The organism is Umezawaea sp. (assembly GCF_036375055.1).
Lineage (GTDB): Bacteria > Actinomycetota > Actinomycetes > Mycobacteriales > Pseudonocardiaceae > Umezawaea.
Map to the genome: position 1 here is coordinate 1 of NZ_DASUSQ010000127.1, position 17,381 is coordinate 17,381.

Annotated in this window: 16 protein-coding genes; 5 read left to right on the forward strand and 11 right to left on the reverse strand. The window is 71.2% G+C overall.

Annotated elements, in window-relative coordinates; translation table 11 throughout:
• Both sdhA and VFZ92_RS31840 read left to right on the forward strand, forming a co-directional pair.
• On the forward strand, positions 1-1,731 hold a 1,731-nt coding region (gene sdhA / locus VFZ92_RS31835), incomplete at its 5' end, for a succinate dehydrogenase flavoprotein subunit (RefSeq protein WP_330879781.1).
• A complete protein-coding gene (locus VFZ92_RS31840) occupies positions 1,731-2,522 on the forward strand; it encodes a succinate dehydrogenase iron-sulfur subunit (protein WP_330879782.1) in 792 nt (263 codons plus the stop codon). The genes sdhA and VFZ92_RS31840, both read left to right, overlap by 1 nt.
• Before the next feature lie 167 nt (positions 2,523-2,689).
• Here the strand turns inward: VFZ92_RS31840 and VFZ92_RS31845 are convergent, their stop codons facing one another.
• Positions 2,690-3,745: a helix-turn-helix transcriptional regulator gene (locus VFZ92_RS31845; protein WP_330879783.1), complete on the reverse strand. Its 1,056-nt coding sequence runs from the start codon at positions 3,743-3,745 to the stop codon at positions 2,690-2,692.
• Between the two features lie 128 nt (positions 3,746-3,873).
• On the opposite strand from VFZ92_RS31845, the gene VFZ92_RS31850 reads away from it, so the two are divergent.
• Entirely contained in the window at positions 3,874-5,466 is a 1,593-nt protein-coding gene (locus tag VFZ92_RS31850; protein WP_330879784.1) for a discoidin domain-containing protein, read from the forward strand.
• 81 nt (positions 5,467-5,547) lie between these two features.
• On the opposite strand, the gene VFZ92_RS31855 is transcribed toward VFZ92_RS31850, so the two are convergent.
• Complete coding sequence (locus tag VFZ92_RS31855; RefSeq protein WP_330879785.1) at positions 5,548-6,885, reverse strand: D-alanyl-D-alanine carboxypeptidase family protein; 1,338 nt, start codon at positions 6,883-6,885, stop codon at positions 5,548-5,550.
• A gap of 60 nt (positions 6,886-6,945) precedes the next feature.
• On the opposite strand from VFZ92_RS31855, the gene VFZ92_RS31860 reads away from it, so the two are divergent.
• Together VFZ92_RS31860 and VFZ92_RS31865 are read left to right on the forward strand one after the other, a co-directional pair.
• Positions 6,946-7,179, forward strand: a complete 234-nt coding sequence (locus tag VFZ92_RS31860; protein ID WP_330879786.1) for an SCO4848 family membrane protein — start codon at positions 6,946-6,948, stop codon at positions 7,177-7,179.
• 26 nt (positions 7,180-7,205) lie between these two features.
• Positions 7,206-7,553, forward strand: a complete 348-nt coding sequence (locus tag VFZ92_RS31865; protein WP_330879787.1) for a hypothetical protein — start codon at positions 7,206-7,208, stop codon at positions 7,551-7,553.
• Here VFZ92_RS31865 and yhjD read toward each other — a convergent pair.
• From yhjD to VFZ92_RS31910, 9 genes are all read right to left on the reverse strand, one after another.
• Positions 7,522-8,541 carry an inner membrane protein YhjD gene (gene yhjD, locus VFZ92_RS31870; protein WP_330879788.1) on the reverse strand — a complete coding sequence of 340 codons (1,020 nt, stop codon included), beginning with the start codon at positions 8,539-8,541 and terminating at the stop codon, positions 7,522-7,524. The genes VFZ92_RS31865 and yhjD overlap by 32 nt on opposite strands.
• A gap of 216 nt (positions 8,542-8,757) precedes the next feature.
• Positions 8,758-9,780 (reverse strand): tryptophan--tRNA ligase, encoded by a 1,023-nt coding sequence (gene trpS, locus VFZ92_RS31875; protein ID WP_330879789.1) that lies wholly within the window; start codon positions 9,778-9,780, stop codon positions 8,758-8,760.
• A gap of 21 nt (positions 9,781-9,801) precedes the next feature.
• Positions 9,802-10,050: a hypothetical protein gene (locus VFZ92_RS31880; protein ID WP_330879790.1), complete on the reverse strand. Its 249-nt coding sequence runs from the start codon at positions 10,048-10,050 to the stop codon at positions 9,802-9,804.
• Positions 10,051-10,209: 159 nt separating this feature from the next.
• A complete protein-coding gene (locus VFZ92_RS31885; protein WP_330879791.1) occupies positions 10,210-12,765 on the reverse strand; it encodes a bifunctional FO biosynthesis protein CofGH in 2,556 nt (851 codons plus the stop codon).
• A 65-nt stretch (positions 12,766-12,830) separates the two neighbouring features.
• Positions 12,831-14,528: a TIGR03767 family metallophosphoesterase gene (locus tag VFZ92_RS31890; protein WP_330879792.1), complete on the reverse strand. Its 1,698-nt coding sequence runs from the start codon at positions 14,526-14,528 to the stop codon at positions 12,831-12,833.
• A 194-nt stretch (positions 14,529-14,722) separates the two neighbouring features.
• The gene (locus VFZ92_RS31895) at positions 14,723-15,517 is read right to left on the reverse strand and encodes an exodeoxyribonuclease III (protein WP_330879793.1); all 795 of its coding nucleotides are present in this window, start codon (positions 15,515-15,517) and stop codon (positions 14,723-14,725) included.
• 9 nt (positions 15,518-15,526) lie between these two features.
• Positions 15,527-15,745, reverse strand: a complete 219-nt coding sequence (locus tag VFZ92_RS31900) for a hypothetical protein (RefSeq protein WP_330879794.1) — start codon at positions 15,743-15,745, stop codon at positions 15,527-15,529.
• Positions 15,746-15,760: 15 nt separating this feature from the next.
• On the reverse strand, positions 15,761-16,078 hold the full coding sequence (locus tag VFZ92_RS31905; RefSeq protein ID WP_330879795.1) for an SH3 domain-containing protein: 318 nt from the start codon (positions 16,076-16,078) through the stop codon (positions 15,761-15,763).
• 172 nt (positions 16,079-16,250) lie between these two features.
• Entirely contained in the window at positions 16,251-17,327 is a 1,077-nt protein-coding gene (locus tag VFZ92_RS31910) for an SdrD B-like domain-containing protein (protein ID WP_330879796.1), read from the reverse strand.
• Between the last annotated feature and the right edge of the window lie 54 nt (positions 17,328-17,381).

Sequence of the window (17,381 nt, forward strand, 5' to 3'; positions counted from 1 at the left end):
ACGGTCATCGTCGGGGCCGGCGGCGCCGGCATGCGGGCGGCCCTGGAGGCCAGCAAGCGCAGCCGCACCGCGGTGCTCACCAAGCTCTACCCGACCCGGTCGCACACCGGCGCGGCCCAGGGTGGCATGTGCGCCGCGCTGGCCAACGTGGAGGACGACAACTGGGAGTGGCACACCTTCGACACGATCAAGGGCGGCGACTACCTGGTCGACCAGGACGCCGCCGAGATCATGGCGAAGGAGGCCATCGACGCCGTCCTCGACCTGGAGAAGATGGGCCTGCCGTTCAACCGGACGCCTGAGGGCCGCATCGACCAGCGCCGGTTCGGCGGGCACACCCGCAACCACGGCGAGGCCGCCGTCCGCCGGGCCTGCTACGCGGCCGACCGCACCGGCCACATGATCCTCCAGACGCTCTACCAGAACTGCGTCAAGCACGGTATCGAGTTCTTCAACGAGTTCTACGTGCTCGACATCTGCATGACCGAGACGGCCGACGGCCCGGTGTGCACCGGCGCGGTCGCCTACGAGCTCGCGACCGGCGAGATCCACGTGTTCCAGGCCAAGTCCGTGGTCTTCGCGACCGGCGGCTTCGGCAAGGTCTTCAAGACCACGTCGAACGCGCACACCCTGACCGGCGACGGCATGGGCATCGTGTTCCGCAAGGGCCTGCCGCTGGAGGACATGGAGTTCTACCAGTTCCACCCGACCGGCCTCGCGGGCCTGGGCATCCTCCTCACCGAGGGCGCCCGCGGCGAGGGCGCGATCCTGCGCAACGCCGACGGCGAGCGGTTCATGGAGCGGTACGCGCCGACCATCAAGGACCTCGCGCCGCGCGACATCGTCGCCCGCTCGATGGCGCTGGAGGTGCTGGAGGGCCGCGGCGCGGGTCCGAACAAGGACTACGTGCTGCTGGACTGCACCCACCTCGGCGCCGAGGTGCTGGAGACGAAGCTCCCGGACATCACCGAGTTCGCCCGCACCTACCTCGCGGTCGACCCGGTGACCGAGCCGGTCCCGGTGTACCCGACGGCGCACTACGCCATGGGCGGCATCCCGACCAACGTCCACGGCGAGGTGCTGCGGGACAACGACCACGTCGTCCCCGGCCTGTACGCGGCGGGCGAGTGCGCGTGCGTCTCGGTGCACGGCGCCAACCGCCTCGGCACGAACTCGCTGCTGGACATCAACGTGTTCGGCCGCCGCGCGGGCATAGCCGCCGCCGAGTACGCGCTGGCGCACGAGCAGCTCGACCTGCCGGAGAACCCGGCCGCCGCCGTCGAGGCGCAGGTCGCGCTGGTGCTGTCCGAGCACGGCCACGAGCGCGTCGCGGACATCCGCATCGCGCTCCAGGCCACGATGGACGCCAACGCGTCGGTGTACCGCACCGAGGACACGTTGAAGCAGGCCCTGCACGACGTGCAGGCGCTCAAGGAGCGCTACGCGCGGATCACCGTGCAGGACAAGGGCAAGCGCTTCAACACGGACCTGCTCGAAGCGGTCGAGCTGGGCTTCCTGCTGGAGCTGGCCGAGGTGCTGGTCGTGGGCGCGCTGGCGCGCAAGGAGTCGCGGGGCGGTCACGCCCGCGAGGACTACCCCACCCGCGACGACACGAACTTCATGCGCCACAGCATGTACTACAAGCAGGGCGAGGCGCTCAGCGCCGACATCAGGCTTGACTACAAGCCCGTGACCTTTACCCGGTACCAGCCGATGGAGCGCAAGTACTGATGACCGCCTCTACTGCTGAACAGACGTCCGCTTCGGGTTCCAAGGGGTCCGAGCCGCCGGTGCCCGAGGGCGCGATCACCGTCACGCTGAAGATCCGGCGCTTCAACACGGAGTTCGACGACGAGCCGCGCTGGGACTCCTTCGAGATCCCGGCCCTCCCGTCGGACCGCGTGCTGAACCTGCTGCACTACGTGAAGTGGTACCTGGACGGCACGCTGACGTTCCGCCGGTCGTGCGCGCACGGCATCTGCGGCTCGGACGCGATGCGGATCAACGGCGTGAACCGCCTGGCGTGCAAGGTGCTGCTGAAGGACCTGCTGTCCGCGGGCGGCAAGCCGACCACGATCACCGTCGAGCCCATCAAGGGTCTGCCGGTCCACAAGGACCTGCTGGTCGACATGGAGCCGTTCTTCGAGGCGTTCCGCGCCGTGCAGCCGTACCTGATCAACTACTCCCCCGAGCCCACGCGGGAGCGGTTGCAGTCGGCGGCGGACCGCGAGCGGTTCGACGACACCACCAAGTGCATCCTGTGCGCCTGCTGCACCACGTCGTGCCCGGTCTACTGGTCGGACGGCTCGTACTTCGGGCCCGCCGCGATCGTGAACGCGCACCGGTTCATCTTCGACAGCCGTGACGAGGGCGCCGAGGAGCGGCTGGACATCCTCAGCGACAAGGAGGGCGTGTGGCGCTGCCGCACGACCTTCAACTGCACCGACGCGTGCCCGCGCGGCATCCAGGTGACGAAGGCGATCCAAGAGGTGAAGCGCGCGCTGCTGTTCAAGCGCGTCTGATCCCCTGCTGCGGCGAAGCCCCCGTCCGGACTCCGGGTGGGGGCTTCGCCGTGTCGCCGGGGGCGTACCGGACACCCCCCAGAAAGTTGGGATATCGACCCTCGCGAGCCCCTCGTTAAGTTGAGTCGAACTCACATAACGGCTCTTCTCGGGGGCAGGACATGCGGTTATCGGTTCTCGGCGAAGTTCGCCACGATCAGGTGGGCGACGAGTTCGCGGCGGCTGCGCGTGCCGGTCTTGGCGAAGATGGACTTCAGGTGGTCCTGCACGGTCACCTGCGCCATGCCCAGCAGCCGGGCGATCTGGGCGGTGGTGCGCCCGCGCACCGCGTGCAGCGCCACCTCCTGCTCCCTGGTGGTCAGCCCGTAGGACACCAGCGCCACCGGGACCAGTTCGGCGGGCGTGGCCTCGGTGACGACCACCGCGACCGGACCGTCCGCGCGCCGCTCCAGCAACGAGGCCTGCGCCACCAGCCAGGTCCCCTCGCGGGTGCGCACCCTGGTCCTGGCGGGCAGCCCCCGGCGGGCGCGGTGCGCGACCACGAGGAACGGCGCGGGCGCACCGCGCACCGTCGCGCCAGCGGTCAGGTCGGCGATCACCGCCTCGGCCCCCTCGTCCGCGGCCACCAGCGCGTTGTCCGGTCCCAGCACCGCCACCGCGGGCAGTGCGACGAGCCGCGGGTCGAGCCGTTCGTCCGGCACGTGCAGGTCGCGCAGCGCCACCCCGATGCGCCGGGCGACGACGCGGGCCAGCCGCAGCTCGTCCGGCCGGAAGTGACCGCGCCCCTCGTCCCGCATGAACGCCGCGCAGCCCCACAACCCGCCCTGCGCGTCGAAGTTGGCCCGCAGCTCGTCGCCGTAGCCCAGTGGCCGCAGCTGTTCCCGGTACCGGGCGCTGACCTGCGGCCTGCCGCCGGTGGCCCGGCTGATCGTGTCCGCGAGCTCGCCGGACCCGCGGATCTTGTCGAACGTCGTCACGTCGTCGAACGTGGTCGCCAACTCGATGGCCAGCGCGAACCCGCGCAGGTCCAGCTCGTCGGACTGCACCGTGCTCACCAGCCCGGTGACCGGGTCGTTGAGGTGCCAGCACACCGCGTCGAACCCGAGTGCCGCGGTGAGCACGCGCCCGCTCTCCCGGAACAGGTCCTCGGCGGGTGGCCCGGAGCGGAGCACCTCGTCCAGCTCGCCCAACGTCCTGCGCTCCACGTCCCGCCGCGCGACCACGCCTGAAGCGTACTGACCGCGCACCTCTCCGCGACAGCGGAACCCCTTGCCCGGAGCGCGATCCCGCGTTCCGCCGGCGCTTGCCGCCCCTGCGCGGAAAGCGCTTGCTCCTCCTGTGAAGGGAACCGATGAACCAGTCATCCCGCACGTCCGGCCGAAGAGGGGTCGCCGCGCTGCTCGGCGCGCTGCTCCTCTGCTCCACCGCCACCGGCCAGGCGGCCGCCGCCGCACCGGAGAAGGACTCCACCACCGCGTCCACCCCGGCGGCCACCGCCGTCGGCCCCACCGGCGACGACGTCCTGATCTCGCAGCGGATGCAGGCGCTCGTCGCACCGGTGCTCGGGATCGCGGCCGACAGCCAGGTCCGGTCGCTGGTGCGCACCATCGCCGCCAGGCAGACCGACGGCGACACCGACGCCCTGCTGCTGACCGTCTGGCAGGAGGCGGAGGAGTCCGGGATCGTCAACACCTCCGACCCGAAGTGGATCGCGTTCAAGAACGCGCTCCCGTCGTTGGGGATCATCAACGGCTACACCTACTTCCCGCAGGTCTACATCCCCAACCTGGACGAGGGCCTGCCGACCAGCAGCACGGTCGTGGTCGCCGTGGCGCCCGCCGACGAGAGCGCGGAGAGCGCGGCGGGCTACGTGCTCAACGCCTCCGGGCAGGTGGTGAACACGACGGCACCGGTCACCGAGGCGGTCGCGGCCGCGCAGGAGGTGTGGGTGCTGTCGGCCGACGAGCCCGACCCCGGCAGCGGCGGCGCCAGCGGCGTGCCCGTGCTGCACGCCGAACCGGCCGACGAGGTGTTCGGGGCGGCGGTGACGTGCAACCCGACCGGCCTGCGCAACAACAAGGGCCAGGAGTACCTCCAGCGGTGGCGGCTGAAGGACAAGAGGTCGTTCGGCGGCCTCTTCGAGGGCAAGCGCGAGATGCGCGCGCTGGTGATCACCTCGGCCGGGGCGACCATGCGCACGATCGTGTTCCCCAGCGTCAAGAAGAAGAACATCGAGTCCTGGCAGAACTCGGACCTGTTCGTGACGACGTGGGACCGGGCGCTGTGGGGCGACGTGCTGGCCTACCAGTGGTACGAGGAGGACGGCGGACCGGAGATCACCGTCGGGGTGAAGATCCCGATCTACGGGGTGGAGCTCGGCGTCAACGTCAAGTGGGCGGCGCGGGACGACAACGCGGGCAACACCGTGGTCGTGTTCGAGGAACCCACCAGCACGCCGTACAGCACCGGCTCCGTCGAGATGAACGTGTGCGGCCAGGGTGGCGAGGGCGGGACGGGCAACGACAACCTCGCCTGCGGGTCCACGGCCTCCGCTTCCAGCACGTACACCGGGTACTCGGCGTCCAGGGTGAACGACTGCAAGCGCGACACCACCCTCGGCGCGCCGCACAGCTGGTCCAACGCCGCGGGCACCTACCCGCCCAGCAACCCCGAGTGGGTGCAGGTCGACTTCGGGGTCACCAAGACCGTGCGGCGAGCCGTCGTCCACACGACCGCGAGCTACCCGATCCGGGACTTCGACGTCCAGGTGTGGAACGGGGTCACGTACCTGACGGTGGCCTCGGTCCGGGGCAACACCAGCCCCAGCGCCACGGTGACGTTCGCCGACCGCTCCACCCGGCTGGTCCGGGTGCTGGCGCACAGCGGGCCCACCCACCAACCGGGGTTCGCGCGGGTGAACGAACTGGAGGTCTACGCGACCTGAGCACCGCACCGACCTGACCGGAGGGAGGAGAAGCCCCCACCCCGATCGGGGTGAGGGCTTCTCCTCCCTCCGGAACGCCTCTCACAAGCCGAGTTGCGCCAGCTTCGCCTCCTGCTCGGCGGCGCGGCGGGCGCGGGCGGCCTTCGCGCGCCGGGTCCTGAGGTACATCAGCAGGCCCAGCACGACACCCAGCGCCGCGACGCCGGTGATGGGCAGGCCGACGTTGCCGAACGCGGCCTCCATCGGGGTCTTGCCCGCCGTCAGCCTGTTCCCAGCGCTGCTGTTGCCCTTCGGGGCGCCGGGGGCGGCACTGGTCTCGGTCGGCTTGGGCTCGGTGGTCTTCTTCTTCGGCTGGGGCGCGCCGTCGACCAGCTTGCCGACACCCTCCGAACCCTGGAGCTCGAAGCCGTGGTCGAGCAGCGCCGCAGCCTGGTCGACGATCGGCACCGGTTCCTGCGTGCCGCGCAGCAGCGCGACGACGAGCCGCTTGCCACCGCGTTCGGCCGCGCCCACGTAGGTGTTCAGGGCGTCGTCGGTGAACCCGGCCCGGCCGCCCAGCGCGCCCTCGTAGTTGCCCAGCAGGAGGTTGTCGTTGACGACCTGGATCGTGCCCCGGCCGCTGCGGGCGGGGAAGCTGATCTGCGGGGTGCTGATCGCCTTGGCGAACTCGGGGTACTTCATGGCCGCGCGGAAGATCACCGCCACGTCGTAGGCCGACGTGCTCGTGCCGGGGGCGTCCAGGCCGGACGGGGTGATCGCCCGCGTGTCCAGGGCACCCAGCTCGGCGGCGAGGGCGGTCATCTTGCGGACCGCGCTGGGCACGCCGCCCAGCCGTCGCGCGAGCGTGTGCGCCACGTCGTTGCCCGACATCATCAGCAGCGCCTGCATGAGCTGCTCGACGGTGTACTCACCGCCGTCGCGCAGCCCCACGCACGTGCACTCCTGGTCCACGTCCTCCTGCGTCGCCACGACCGTCGTGTCCAGCGGCAGTTCCTTGGCCACCACCATGGCCAGCAGCACCTTCATCACCGAGGCGGGCCGCTGCCTGCCGTGCGGGTCCTTCGCGGCGAGCACCACGCCGCTGTCCATGTCCGCCAGCACCCAGCCCGCCGCCGTCACCTGGTCCGGCGCGGGCTTCGCGTTCGGCGACTGCACCAGGCCGCACTCCGCCATGCGCTCGCCGCCCACGGGCGTCTCCGGGACCGGGAGCGGGCTCGGCGGCTTCGTGCCGTCCGGCACCTGCTCCGACGTGTCCACCGGCGGCGGAGGACTCAAGCGGTTCTCGCAGTTCGCGGGCTGGGCCACCCGCACGGGCGCGGGCTGCGCGGTGCCGACCGGCGCGCCCAGTGCGGCGCCGGCGATCAGCGTGCAAGCGGACAGGAGAAGGGCGAGGGCGGGCCGTCGAACGGTGGAAGGCACCCGACCAGGCTATCCACCCCCGTCGAGTGACGTGCACCCACCACGTCCGATACTCGTCGGGTGAAGCTCTCCCGGTGGATGTCCGCGTTCCTGGTCGCCTTCGGGGTGTGGTCGTGGGTGATCTGGCCTACCTTCCTGCGCAACATCTGGAAGGACCCGCGCTCCTGGGCCGACGGCGCGACCGCGTTCTTCACCGTGCACCTCGTGCTGGTCGTGGCGTCGTTGACGTTCGGGACCGTGATCGGGGTGCTCGGGGTGCGGGGCCTGCTGGCCCTGCGCGCCCCGCGTTCCTGACCCACCACGACTTGGAGGCTCGTCCCGTGGAATTCGTGCGGCTGCTGCTGGTGTTCCTGCACCTGCTCGGCATGGGGATGCTCGTCGCGATGTTCTTCCTCCAGATGCGCGCGGGAGCGGGTGCGCCGCTCAACAAGGGCTGGCTGCACGGCGCCGGGCTGCAACTGCTGACCGGTCTGGCGCTCGTCGGCCTGGCTCCGGTGACGGACCAGGACTACGACCACGTCAAGATCGGCGTGAAGCTGCTGGTGCTCGTGGCGATCGGCGTGCTCGCCCTCGTCTTCGCGCGCAAGCCCGCGGCACCGGCCTGGCTGCCGCGGGCCCTCGCGGGCCTGGTCGTGCTCAACGTGGGCGTCGCGGTCTTCTGGACCTGAGGGTCAACCCGGCCAGCAGACCCGCACCGACGAGGCTCGCGGCGGTGCGGGTGCTGGGACGGCTGGTGACCATGATCGTCGGCCGGATGACGGCGGGCGGCGGCGCCGCGACGGGCTCGTCCGGGAGGTTGTCCTTCGCCGTGGCCGTCCACGCGGTGATGAACAGCAGGAACTGCGCGACCAGGTTCGCGAAGACCAGGATGCCGATGACCGGTCCGAACGCGGCACCGGCCGGGGAACTCGTGACGCTCGACAGGTAGATCGTGGCCACCTGCTTGAGGACCTCGAACCCGATGGACGCGGCCAGCGCGCCCTTGACGGCGCTGCGCCAGGTGACCGGGTCCCTGGGGAGCTTCGCCAGCACCCAGAGGAAGACGAGCCAGTTGGCCGCCAGCGCGAGCACGATGGTGCCCACCTTCAGCATGAACTCGGCCCAGCCGACCCCGTCCAGGCCGACGAGGCGCAGGAGCAGGTTCGCGAACCCGGAGCCCGCGGCGGTGAGGCCGAAGGAGACGACCAGGGCGGCTCCGAGGCCGATGAGGGCCAGGAAGTCCTTCAGGTAGGTCTTCAGGAACGGCAGGTCGGCCTTCGGGTGGCCCCACTGGGCCGTCAGGGCGTCCCGGAGGTTGCCCATCCAGCCGAGCCCGGAGTAGGCCGCGCCCAGCAGGCCGAACACGCCCACGGTGCCCTTGGACTCGATCGCCTGCTCGACGATGTCGTTGAGCGTCTCCCCCAGGGTGCCGGGCACGGCGTCCTGTATGCCCACCCGCAGCTCGTCGAGCAGGGCCGGTTGCGAGGAGAGGACGAAACCGGCGACCGCGAAGGCGATCATGAGGATCGGGACCAGTGAGAGGACGCTGAAGTACGTCACCGCGGCGGCGTAGTGCGAGCCGTAACTCTCGGTGTACCTCTGCGCGGCTCGCATGATGTGGTCCAGCCACGCGTGCTGACGTCGGAGCTTGTCTAGCTTGGATTCGCTTTCCGCCACGGGGTGACGTTACCCAGAGCTACCTTGACCTGCACGTTGGTGCCGTGCGTCCGGCCGTCCCGCCGGTTGGTCCTGGGGTCGGGGTCCGTGCGCCCAGGGGTGGCCGGGTGTTCGGCCGATGCGACTCGGGGACCCCTCATCCGAGCCTTGGACCGGGCCGAAGGGGCAAATCCAGGGCCCCGAGTCACACCGACCGCACCCACCCGACCAAGACCACTACGCGGGCGCCAGGAAACCGATCCGCTCATAGGCCCGAGCCAAGGTCACCGACGCGACCTCCCTGGCCCGCTCAGCCCCACGGGCCAGCACCTTGTCCAACTCGGCCGGGTCGTCCAGGTACGACCGCACCCGAGCCTGGAACGGCGTCGCGAAGTCCACGAACACCTCACCGAGGTCCTTCTTCAGGTCCCCGTACCCCTTGCCCTCGTACGCGGCTTCCAGCTCGGCCACGGCCCGGCCGGTCAGCGCCGAGTAGATCGTCAGCAGGTTGCTCACACCCGGCTTGGCCGCCGCGTCGAACACGACCTCGCGACCGGTGTCCGTGACCGCCGAGCGGATCTTCTTGGCGGACCTCTTCGGGTCCTCCAGCAGCTCGACCACACCGCCCGGCACCGACTTGCTCATCTTCGCCGTCGGTTCCTGGAGGTCGAAGATCTTGGCCGTGTCCTTGACGATGTAGACCTCGGGGACGCGGAACGTCTTGCCGTAGCGCTTGTTGAAGCGCTGGGCGAGGTCGCGGGTGAGCTCCAGGTGCTGGCGCTGGTCCTCGCCGACGGGCACGTGGTGCGCCTGATACAGCAGGATGTCCGCCGCCTGGAGGATCGGGTAGGTGAACAGGCCCACGCCCACGTGGTCGGCGGTCTGCCTGGCCGACTTGTCCTTGAACTGGGTCATGCGGCCCGCCTCGCCGAAACCGGTGAGGCACTGCATGACCCAGCCCAGCTGGGCGTGCTCGGGGACGTGGCTCTGCACGAACAGCGCGCTGCGGTCCGGGTCGATGCCCAGGGCGAGCAGCTGCGCCGCCGAGACCCTGGTGTTCTGCCTGAGCGTCTTGGGGTCCTGCTCGACCGTGATGGCGTGCAGGTCGACGACGCAGTAGAACGCGTCGTGCGTGTCCTGGAGGGCCACCCACTGCCGGATCGCGCCGAGGTAGTTGCCCAGGTGGAACGAGCCCGCCGTCGGCTGGATGCCGGACAGGACTCGGGGACGGCTGGTGGGGGCTGCGCTCTCGGTCGACACGGGACTGATTGTGCCGGGTGCTCAGGCCTGGGTGGTGGCCGGTGCTGGTGTCGGGGCGTCCGGAGCGGGCGGCGCGACCACGCGCTGGTTCTGCTCGGAGACGACCACGCCCTTGCGGCGGCGCAGGAAACCGGTCACCAGACCGATGACGCCCACCGCGACCGCGCCGACACCGACGGGGCCCGCGAGGGCGCTGTCGAACGCCGTCCGCGCCACCGTGCCGTCAGCGGCCAGGGCGACCCCCGGCAGCAGGACGGACGTGCTGGACACGACCACCAGACTCAAAGCCGCACTGCGACCGCGCACTGCCGAGCCTCCTCAGAAGACAGCCGTCACCGTTTCGGGTGAACTCTGTGGCCTGGATGTCGCGACTGCACCGAAGCTGTGCGATTGTCTTCGGCCACTCCGGTGAACGCGACCGGCCGAAGATTAGCGGTCGACCGGTGCGCGCTCCACGAGTGGGGTCTTCCTCACAGTGTCGATTCGACCATATGTCGTAGTCCGCTGTCGCGCCGGGCGGCCCGCGAGGGCCGCCGTGGCCTCCAGCTGGTGGGCCGTGCGGGCGGACCCGTGCTCCGAGCCCGCCATGCGGCTGATGGTCTCCTCCATGAGCGTTCCGCCCAGGTCGTTGGCCCCGCCGCGGAGCACCTCGGAGGTGCCCTCGTCGCCGAGCTTCACCCACGAGACCTGCACGTTGTCGACGCGACCGTGCAGCGCGAGGCGGGCGAACGCGTGCACGGCGCGGTTGTCGCGGCGGGTCGGGCCGGGGCGGGCGACACCCGCGAGGTAGATGGGGGCGTTGCGGTGCACGAAGGGCAGGCCGACGAACTCGGTGAGGCCGCCCGTGCGGTCCTGGAGGGCCGCGAGGGTGCGGAAGTGGCCGAGCCAGTGGCCGGGGTGGTCCACGTGGCCGTACATCATCGTGGACGACGAGCGGATGCCCACCTCGTGCGCCGTGGCGACGACCTCCAGCCACGTGGCGGTCGGCAGCTTGCCCTTGGTGAGGACCCAGCGGACGTCGTCGTCGAGGATCTCGGCGGCCGTGCCGGGGATCGTGTCGAGGCCGGCGTCCTTCAGCTCCTGGAGCCACTCGCGGACGCTCACGCCCGCCTTGGCGGCGGCGCTGACGATCTCCATCGGGCTGAACGCGTGGACGTGCATCCCCGGCAGCCGCTCCTTGATCGCCCGCACGACGTCGGCGTAGTACGTGACCGGCAGCTTCGGGTCGATGCCGCCCTGCATGCAGACCTCGGTGGCGCCCGCGTCCCACGCCTCCTGCGCGCGGTCCACGACCTCGTCGGTGGACAGCCGGAACGCGTCCGCGTCGCGCTCGCGCTGCGCGAAGGCGCAGAAGCGGCAGCCGACGTAGCAGACGTTCGAGAAGTTGATGTTGCGGTTGACCACGTAGGTGACGTCGTCGCCGACCACGCTCGCGCGCAGCTCGTCGGCGAGGCGGGTCATGGTCTCCAGCGCGTCGCCGTCGGCCGTCAGCAGAGCCATGGCGGCGTCGGTGTCGTCCAGGATGCCCGCCGGGTCGTCCGCGGCGAGGCTCAGAGCCCTGCCGACGTCCTCGGGGAGCCGGGAGATCGCCTTGGGCACCGTGAGCGAGGACCAGTCGCCGTAGACGGTCTCGAAGTCGCCCCTGCGGTCCTCGGTGCGGCCCTCGGTGTCGATCGACGTGTTGAGGTCGGCGCGGCCGTAGGTGTCGACGCCGCCGTCCGGCTCCTGCCACTCGCGTCCGACGACCTCCGCGGAAGCGTTTGCGAGCCCGTCGGCCTGCGCCAACGCGGCGACGTGCCCGGTGAGCCTGCTGTCGATCCACTGGCCGGCCATCGCCCGCACGTACCGCGGGTAGACGTTGAGGCGCTCGCGGAGGTCGTAGCCCGCCGCCGCGGTCCGCTCGGCCAGCTCGTCGATGTGCGGCCAGGGGCGTTCGGGGTTCACGTGGTCCGGGGTGATCGGCGAGACGCCTCCCCAGTCGTCGACGCCCGCGCGCAGCATCATCGGGAACTCGTCGCCGACGAGGTTCGGCGGCGCCTGCACGCTCGTGGTCGACGGCATGAGCAGCCGGGCCACCGAGATGGTCGCGGCCAGCTCGTGCAGGTCGGCGTCGGGCATGCCGCGCATCGCCGTGTCCGGCTTGGCGCGGAAGTTCTGGATGATCACTTCCTGGATGTGCCCGTACTGCTGGGCGATCCCCCGGATCGCCATCAGCGACTCGGCACGCTCCGTGATCGTCTCGCCGATGCCGATCAGGATGCCGGTGGTGAACGGGACGTTCACCCGGCCCGCGTCGGTCAGCACCCGCAGGCGGACCGCGGGCTCCTTGTCCGGGCTGCCGTGGTGCGGCCCGCCCTTCTCGCTCCACAGCCGCGTGGCCGTGGTCTCCAGCATCATCCCCATGCTGGACGCGACGGGCTTGAGCCGCTGCAACTCCTCCCAGCTCAGCACGCCGGGGTTGAGGTGCGGCAGCAGGCCGGTCTCCTCCAGCACCGCGATGGCGCACGCCCGCACGTAGTCGAGCGTCGACGAGTACCCGCGCGCCTCCAGCCACTCCCCGGCGGCGGGCCAGCGGTCCTCCGGCCGGTCACCGAGGGTGAACAGCGCTTCCTTGCACCCGGCGGCCGCGCCCTTGCGGGCGATCTCCAGGACCTCGTCGCGCTCCAGGAACGCGGCGGGCAGCTTGTGCGGCGCGGTCGCGAACGTGCAGTAGTGGCACCGGTCGCGGCACAGCCTGGTCAGCGGGATGAACACCGACCTGCTGTAGGTCACGACGCCCTCGCGGCCCTCCGCTCGCAGGTGCGCGTCCCGCACCCGCCCGGCGGCGCCGAACAGCGCTTCGAGGTCGTCGCCGCGCGCGTGCAGCAGCACGGCGGCCTCGGTCACGTCGAGGGCGACCCCGTCGTTGGCCCGCCGGAGCGCCCGCCGCATCGCACTGGCGCTCGGCACGGGCTCGGGTGCGTTGAGGGAGATGTCCACTGCCACGTCAACGACCCTAGGCGGTGGAAATTCCTTCCCGTGCGCCGAGTGAGATGCCGCACTCGCGCCCATCAGCGCGTGGCCAGCAGCAACTCCGTGTTCCGGTCGGCCGGGGTGCCGACCTTGGCCGGGTTCGCGTGGCGGTCGTTGAAGGCGAACTCCCGGCCCAGCGAGGCGAGCCCGGTCGCGGAGAAGTCGTCGTAGCCCGTCTCGTACGGCGCGTCGACCTCGACCAGCGTGGTGAACAGCGACAGCGTGCCGTCCCCGTTGTCGGCGATCTCGATCACGCGCGCGTGCTGCGGGTAGTCGACGTGCGCGGCCGTGTTGATCTCCCAGAACGCCCGTTCGGGCGTGGCGTGGCCGTGGGCGGTGATGGCGTTGGTGTGCGTGTGGCCGTTGACCCACGCCACCACGTTCGGGAAGCGCTGGAGCAGCGAGACGAGCGCGTCGCCGTTCAGCCGGAGGTCGAGCGGCCTGCGGCGGTCCGGCAGCGGGTTCGTCATCGTCGTGCTGGTGTGGTGGCTGAAGACCACGAAGCGCTCGTCGGTCACCGACCGCCGCACCAGTCGGCCGAACGGGTCGTAGTAGCGGGAGCTGCCGCGCTCCAGCACGTTCTCCAGCCACCGGTACTGGTGCAGCCCGATCGAGCCCTCGGAGAAGCCGCCCAGGGTCGTGGTGTCGAGGCTGACGCCCGTGACGCCCGGTGCGATCCGGAACGTGTAGAACACGTCGACGCCGTCGGCGTTGTCCGGCGTGAAGCCGTGCCCGACCGGACCGGGTCCGGTGTTGCGCGGGTCGAGGTGCGCGCGCACGAACTCGGCCGTGCTGAACGGCTTCCGGCGCGCGTCGGGCGTGACGGTGCGGACGAGGCCGCGGTTCGAGGCGAGCACCGCCGCGGCGTCGAGCACGTGCGCCGGATCGGTCATCGCACGGGCGACGGCGGCGTTCCCGGCGTCGTCGAACCCCATGATCTTGGTGCTGCCGGTGTAGAGCCCGTCGACGACCGGCAGGCCGTCCGGGAGCGTGCCGACCACGCTGTCGTCGTGGTTGCCGAACGTCGAGTACCACGGGACGTTCAGGCCCCGGCTGGTGATGGGCCGGACGGCCGCGTCCAACAACCCCGGCACCGTCGGGAAGCCCAGCGCCTTGTAGTCGTCCACGAACGACGAGTCGGGCTGCCAGTACGTCCGGCTGCCCGAGTTCTGCACGCCCTCGTACCGCGTCGGGTCACCGGTGTTCGGCGTGAGCGTCCCGCCGTTCAGCGTCGTCAGGTACCAGTCCAGCTCGACCTGCTCGTGGTTGTCGGTGTTGTCGCCGGTCGTCACCACGAAGTCGATCGGCCGCCCGGTGAACGGCCCACCGCGCAGCCCGTTGACCCGGTCGACCAGTGCCGCCGAGGTGTGCTGCGCGAACAGCTCCTGCGCCCGGTGCGCGCCCGCGCCGATCAGCGGGTGCGTGTACTCGAACCGCGCGGGGCTCTGCGCGTCCACCAGGTGCATGTCGGTGAACTGCACGAAGCACGCCAACGCGGTCCGCCGCTCCGCCCGCGCCGGGTTGGCCGTAGCCAGGTCGGGCCGCACGACGACCGGCCACCCCGGCCCGGCGGCCAACCGCCGGTACCCCGAGGCGCCCACGGGCGTGGCCGCGGTCTCCAACGTCGTACCCGCCACGACGGCCCACGCGGGTGGTGCGACACCCAGACCCCACAGCGCTCCGGCACCCACGACCCCGGTGGCCCGGAAGAAGTCCCGACGACTCAGCGACCCCATTGGCGCTCCCCTCTCGACCTGGGAGAACCGTTCCACGGGAGTTGCCCGCGAGTCACCAGCTCCGGGTGAACGTCGCCCGAACGTCCCCGAGTCGGTCGTCTTACCGCGACGTCAGGTCGGATCGGGTGGTCCGTCGGGCGAGAAGCTCCGCCACCTCCTGAGCAGCTCGTGCCAGGGGCGGTCGGATCCGCGGATCAGTCCTCGTACCGCACGGTCACCGGTGCGTGGTCCGACCAGCGCTCGGCGTAGGTCGCCGCCCGCTCCACGACCGCCGACACGGCCCGCTCGGCCAGCCCCTCCGTGCTCACCTGGTAGTCGATCCGCCACCCGGAATCGGCGTCGAACGCCTTCCCGCGGTACGACCACCACGTGTACGGCCCGGTGACGTCGGGGTGGAGCTTGCGCACCACGTCGACGTAACCGGAGTCGAAGACGCGGTCCATCCAGGCGCGTTCCCCCGGCAGGAAGCCGGAGGACTTCTGGTTGGTCTTCCAGTTCTTCAGGTCGGCCTCGCGGTGGGCGATGTTCCAGTCGCCGCACACGACGACCTCGCGCCCGCTCGCGGCGGACTTCTCGCGCAGCTCGACGAGGTACGGGAGGAACTCGGCGGTGAACCGCTCCTTCTCGTCCTGCCTCGGCGTGCCGACGTCACCGCTGGGCAGGTAGAGGCTGGCCACGACGACGCCGGGCAGCTCCACCTCGACGTACCGGCCGCTCGCCTCGAACTCCGGCGCGCCGAAGCCGATCCGCACGGCGTCGGGCGCGACGCGGCTCAGCAGCGAGACGCCGCTGCGGCCCTTGACCTCGGAGTGGGCGTGCACGACGTGCCAGCCGTCCGGCTCGCGCACCTCGTCGTCGAGCTGCCCCGGCTCGGCCCGCACCTCCTGGAGGCACACGACGTCGGCCTCGGTCGCGTCGAGCCACTCCAGGTAGCCCTTCTTGGCGGCGGCACGCAGGCCGTTCACGTTCACGGTCGACACGGTCAGCACGCGAGGAGCCTATCCACGGGCCGCGGTGCGGAAGCCGTACGGGTAGCGCGCCCGGCAGCCGGTGCAGTGCGCGACCAGCCCGAGCATGCCGACCAGCACGCTCGACTGCTCCGCGGGCACGGCCTCGATCGGCTCCCCGTAGGCCTCGGTGACCAGTCCGGGCCACTCCGGGTCGCACGCGCACGTCATCAACTCGGCGTCACCGCCGCGGAACCACCGGGAGAACATGGACACATCAGACCATCAGGTCACCGAGCACTCGCTGTCGGAGGTCGGTGCGACGAACTCCTCGTTCACCCAGCGCCCGGTGTCGAGCATCCGGTAGCCGTTCTCGACCTTGCGCTCGGCCCGCGTCACCGCGTCGCGCTGCAACGTCGACAGGATGGGCTGCGTGTCGGCGGGCCCGGACCGCACGTTGAGCACGTCCGCCGTCACGGTCATCCGGCACACGGTCGAGGCGTCGGCCGCTCCCATCGGCTTCCCGCCGCTGGCGGCGTACATCAACCCCGCACCGGCCAGCACGCCGATCACGATCATGCCCCGCACCGGAATCCCGAACATCACTCGCCTCCCCGATCAGCTTCCCACCAGCAGGTATAGCTACTGGGAGGCCGGTGTGGACGGTTCGACGGGACAACCACCCCGCAGGCCCACCCAACGGGTGAGGCGGTCACCGAGCGGTGAAGGCCCGACCACCCGGTCGGGCCTTCACCTGCGTCCCGGTGCCGGCCCCCTACGGGGCGGGCAGGAGCCCGGTGTACCAACCGGCGCGGCAGTGGGTGGCGCAGGTGCCGATGGTGAACTCCGCGTGGCCGTGCTCGAACCGCCACGGCCCGTGCGGCTCCAGGTCGTACGGACCCGCCGGGAGGTTGGTGAACTCCAGCCTGCCGTCGGCGTCGGTGGTCGTCGTGGCGACGACCTGGTCGGCGATCCGGTCGATCGCGGCGACCTCGACACCGGCCACGAACTCGTCGGCGTCGGCGACCGAGTCGCCGTCCTCGTCGTGGTACAGGCGGCCCCAGGTGTCGCCGGGCCCGGCGCCCGGCACCCGCGCCTCGGCGCGGACGGCCGGGTAGCCTGCGGGGTCCTCGCCGGGGCCGAAGTCGCACACCGCGGAGACCGCCGCGAAGCCCGCCGCCTTCGCGGGCACGACACCGGTGAGCGTGAACGTCCGCGACGCACCCGCGGCCAGCGTGACGCCCTCCGCGTCCCAGGCCAGGTCGCCGAGCGCCATGTCGACGACGTGCGGTCCCTCGCCACCGCTGCGGTCGCAGCCCGCCTTGACGCCGCTGATGGCCGCACCGCCCCTGTTGGCCAGCACCAGCGTCATCTCGGCGGTCTGCCCCACCGCGTAGGTGTCCTCGGTGAAGGCGATGGACGCCGTGAGCTGGTCGCTGAGCGGGCGGACCGCCCGGTACTCCAGGTACTCGTCGCCGTCGACGTCGACGTACCGGGAGGGCGGCAGGACCCAGCCGTCCGGCGCCTGGTGCGCGAACACCCCGTAGGTGCGCGCGGGGAGGTCGCCGACCGTGAACCGGCCGTCCGCCCCGGTGCGGGCCCGCACCACCCCCGTGCCCGCGCTGATGTTCACGTCGACGCCCGCGAGCCCCTCGCCCGCGTCCGCCGCGCCGTCGCCGTTGGCGTCGCCGTAGATGAGGCCGCTGATCGACCCTGGCGCGTCGACCGGGGCGGACCGGTCGACCGGACCCGTGGTTCCCGGTCCTCCGGCGTGGGCGGTGGCGCTCAGCGTTCCGCTGAGCGCGAGAGCTGCTGCGAGCGCGACGAATCTGCGCGCGAGATACGCGGACATGATGGTGTTCCCCCCGGACGAGGCCCCACGACGTGGAGCAGGACAGGCCCCCCT

What these genes read in the sequence shown, in the direction of transcription:
- VFZ92_RS31905 (WP_330879795.1), bottom strand. Translation starts at nt 16,078, where the DNA reads ATGTTCGGGATTCCGGTGCGGGGCATGATCGTGATCGGCGTGCTGGCC.
- VFZ92_RS31850 (WP_330879784.1), top strand. Translation starts at nt 3,874, where the DNA reads ATGAACCAGTCATCCCGCACGTCCGGCCGAAGAGGGGTCGCCGCGCTG.
- VFZ92_RS31910 (WP_330879796.1), bottom strand. Translation starts at nt 17,327, where the DNA reads ATGTCCGCGTATCTCGCGCGCAGATTCGTCGCGCTCGCAGCAGCTCTC.
- VFZ92_RS31840 (WP_330879782.1), top strand. Translation starts at nt 1,731, where the DNA reads ATGACCGCCTCTACTGCTGAACAGACGTCCGCTTCGGGTTCCAAGGGG.
- VFZ92_RS31900 (WP_330879794.1), bottom strand. Translation starts at nt 15,745, where the DNA reads ATGTTCTCCCGGTGGTTCCGCGGCGGTGACGCCGAGTTGATGACGTGC.
- VFZ92_RS31890 (WP_330879792.1), bottom strand. Translation starts at nt 14,528, where the DNA reads ATGGGGTCGCTGAGTCGTCGGGACTTCTTCCGGGCCACCGGGGTCGTG.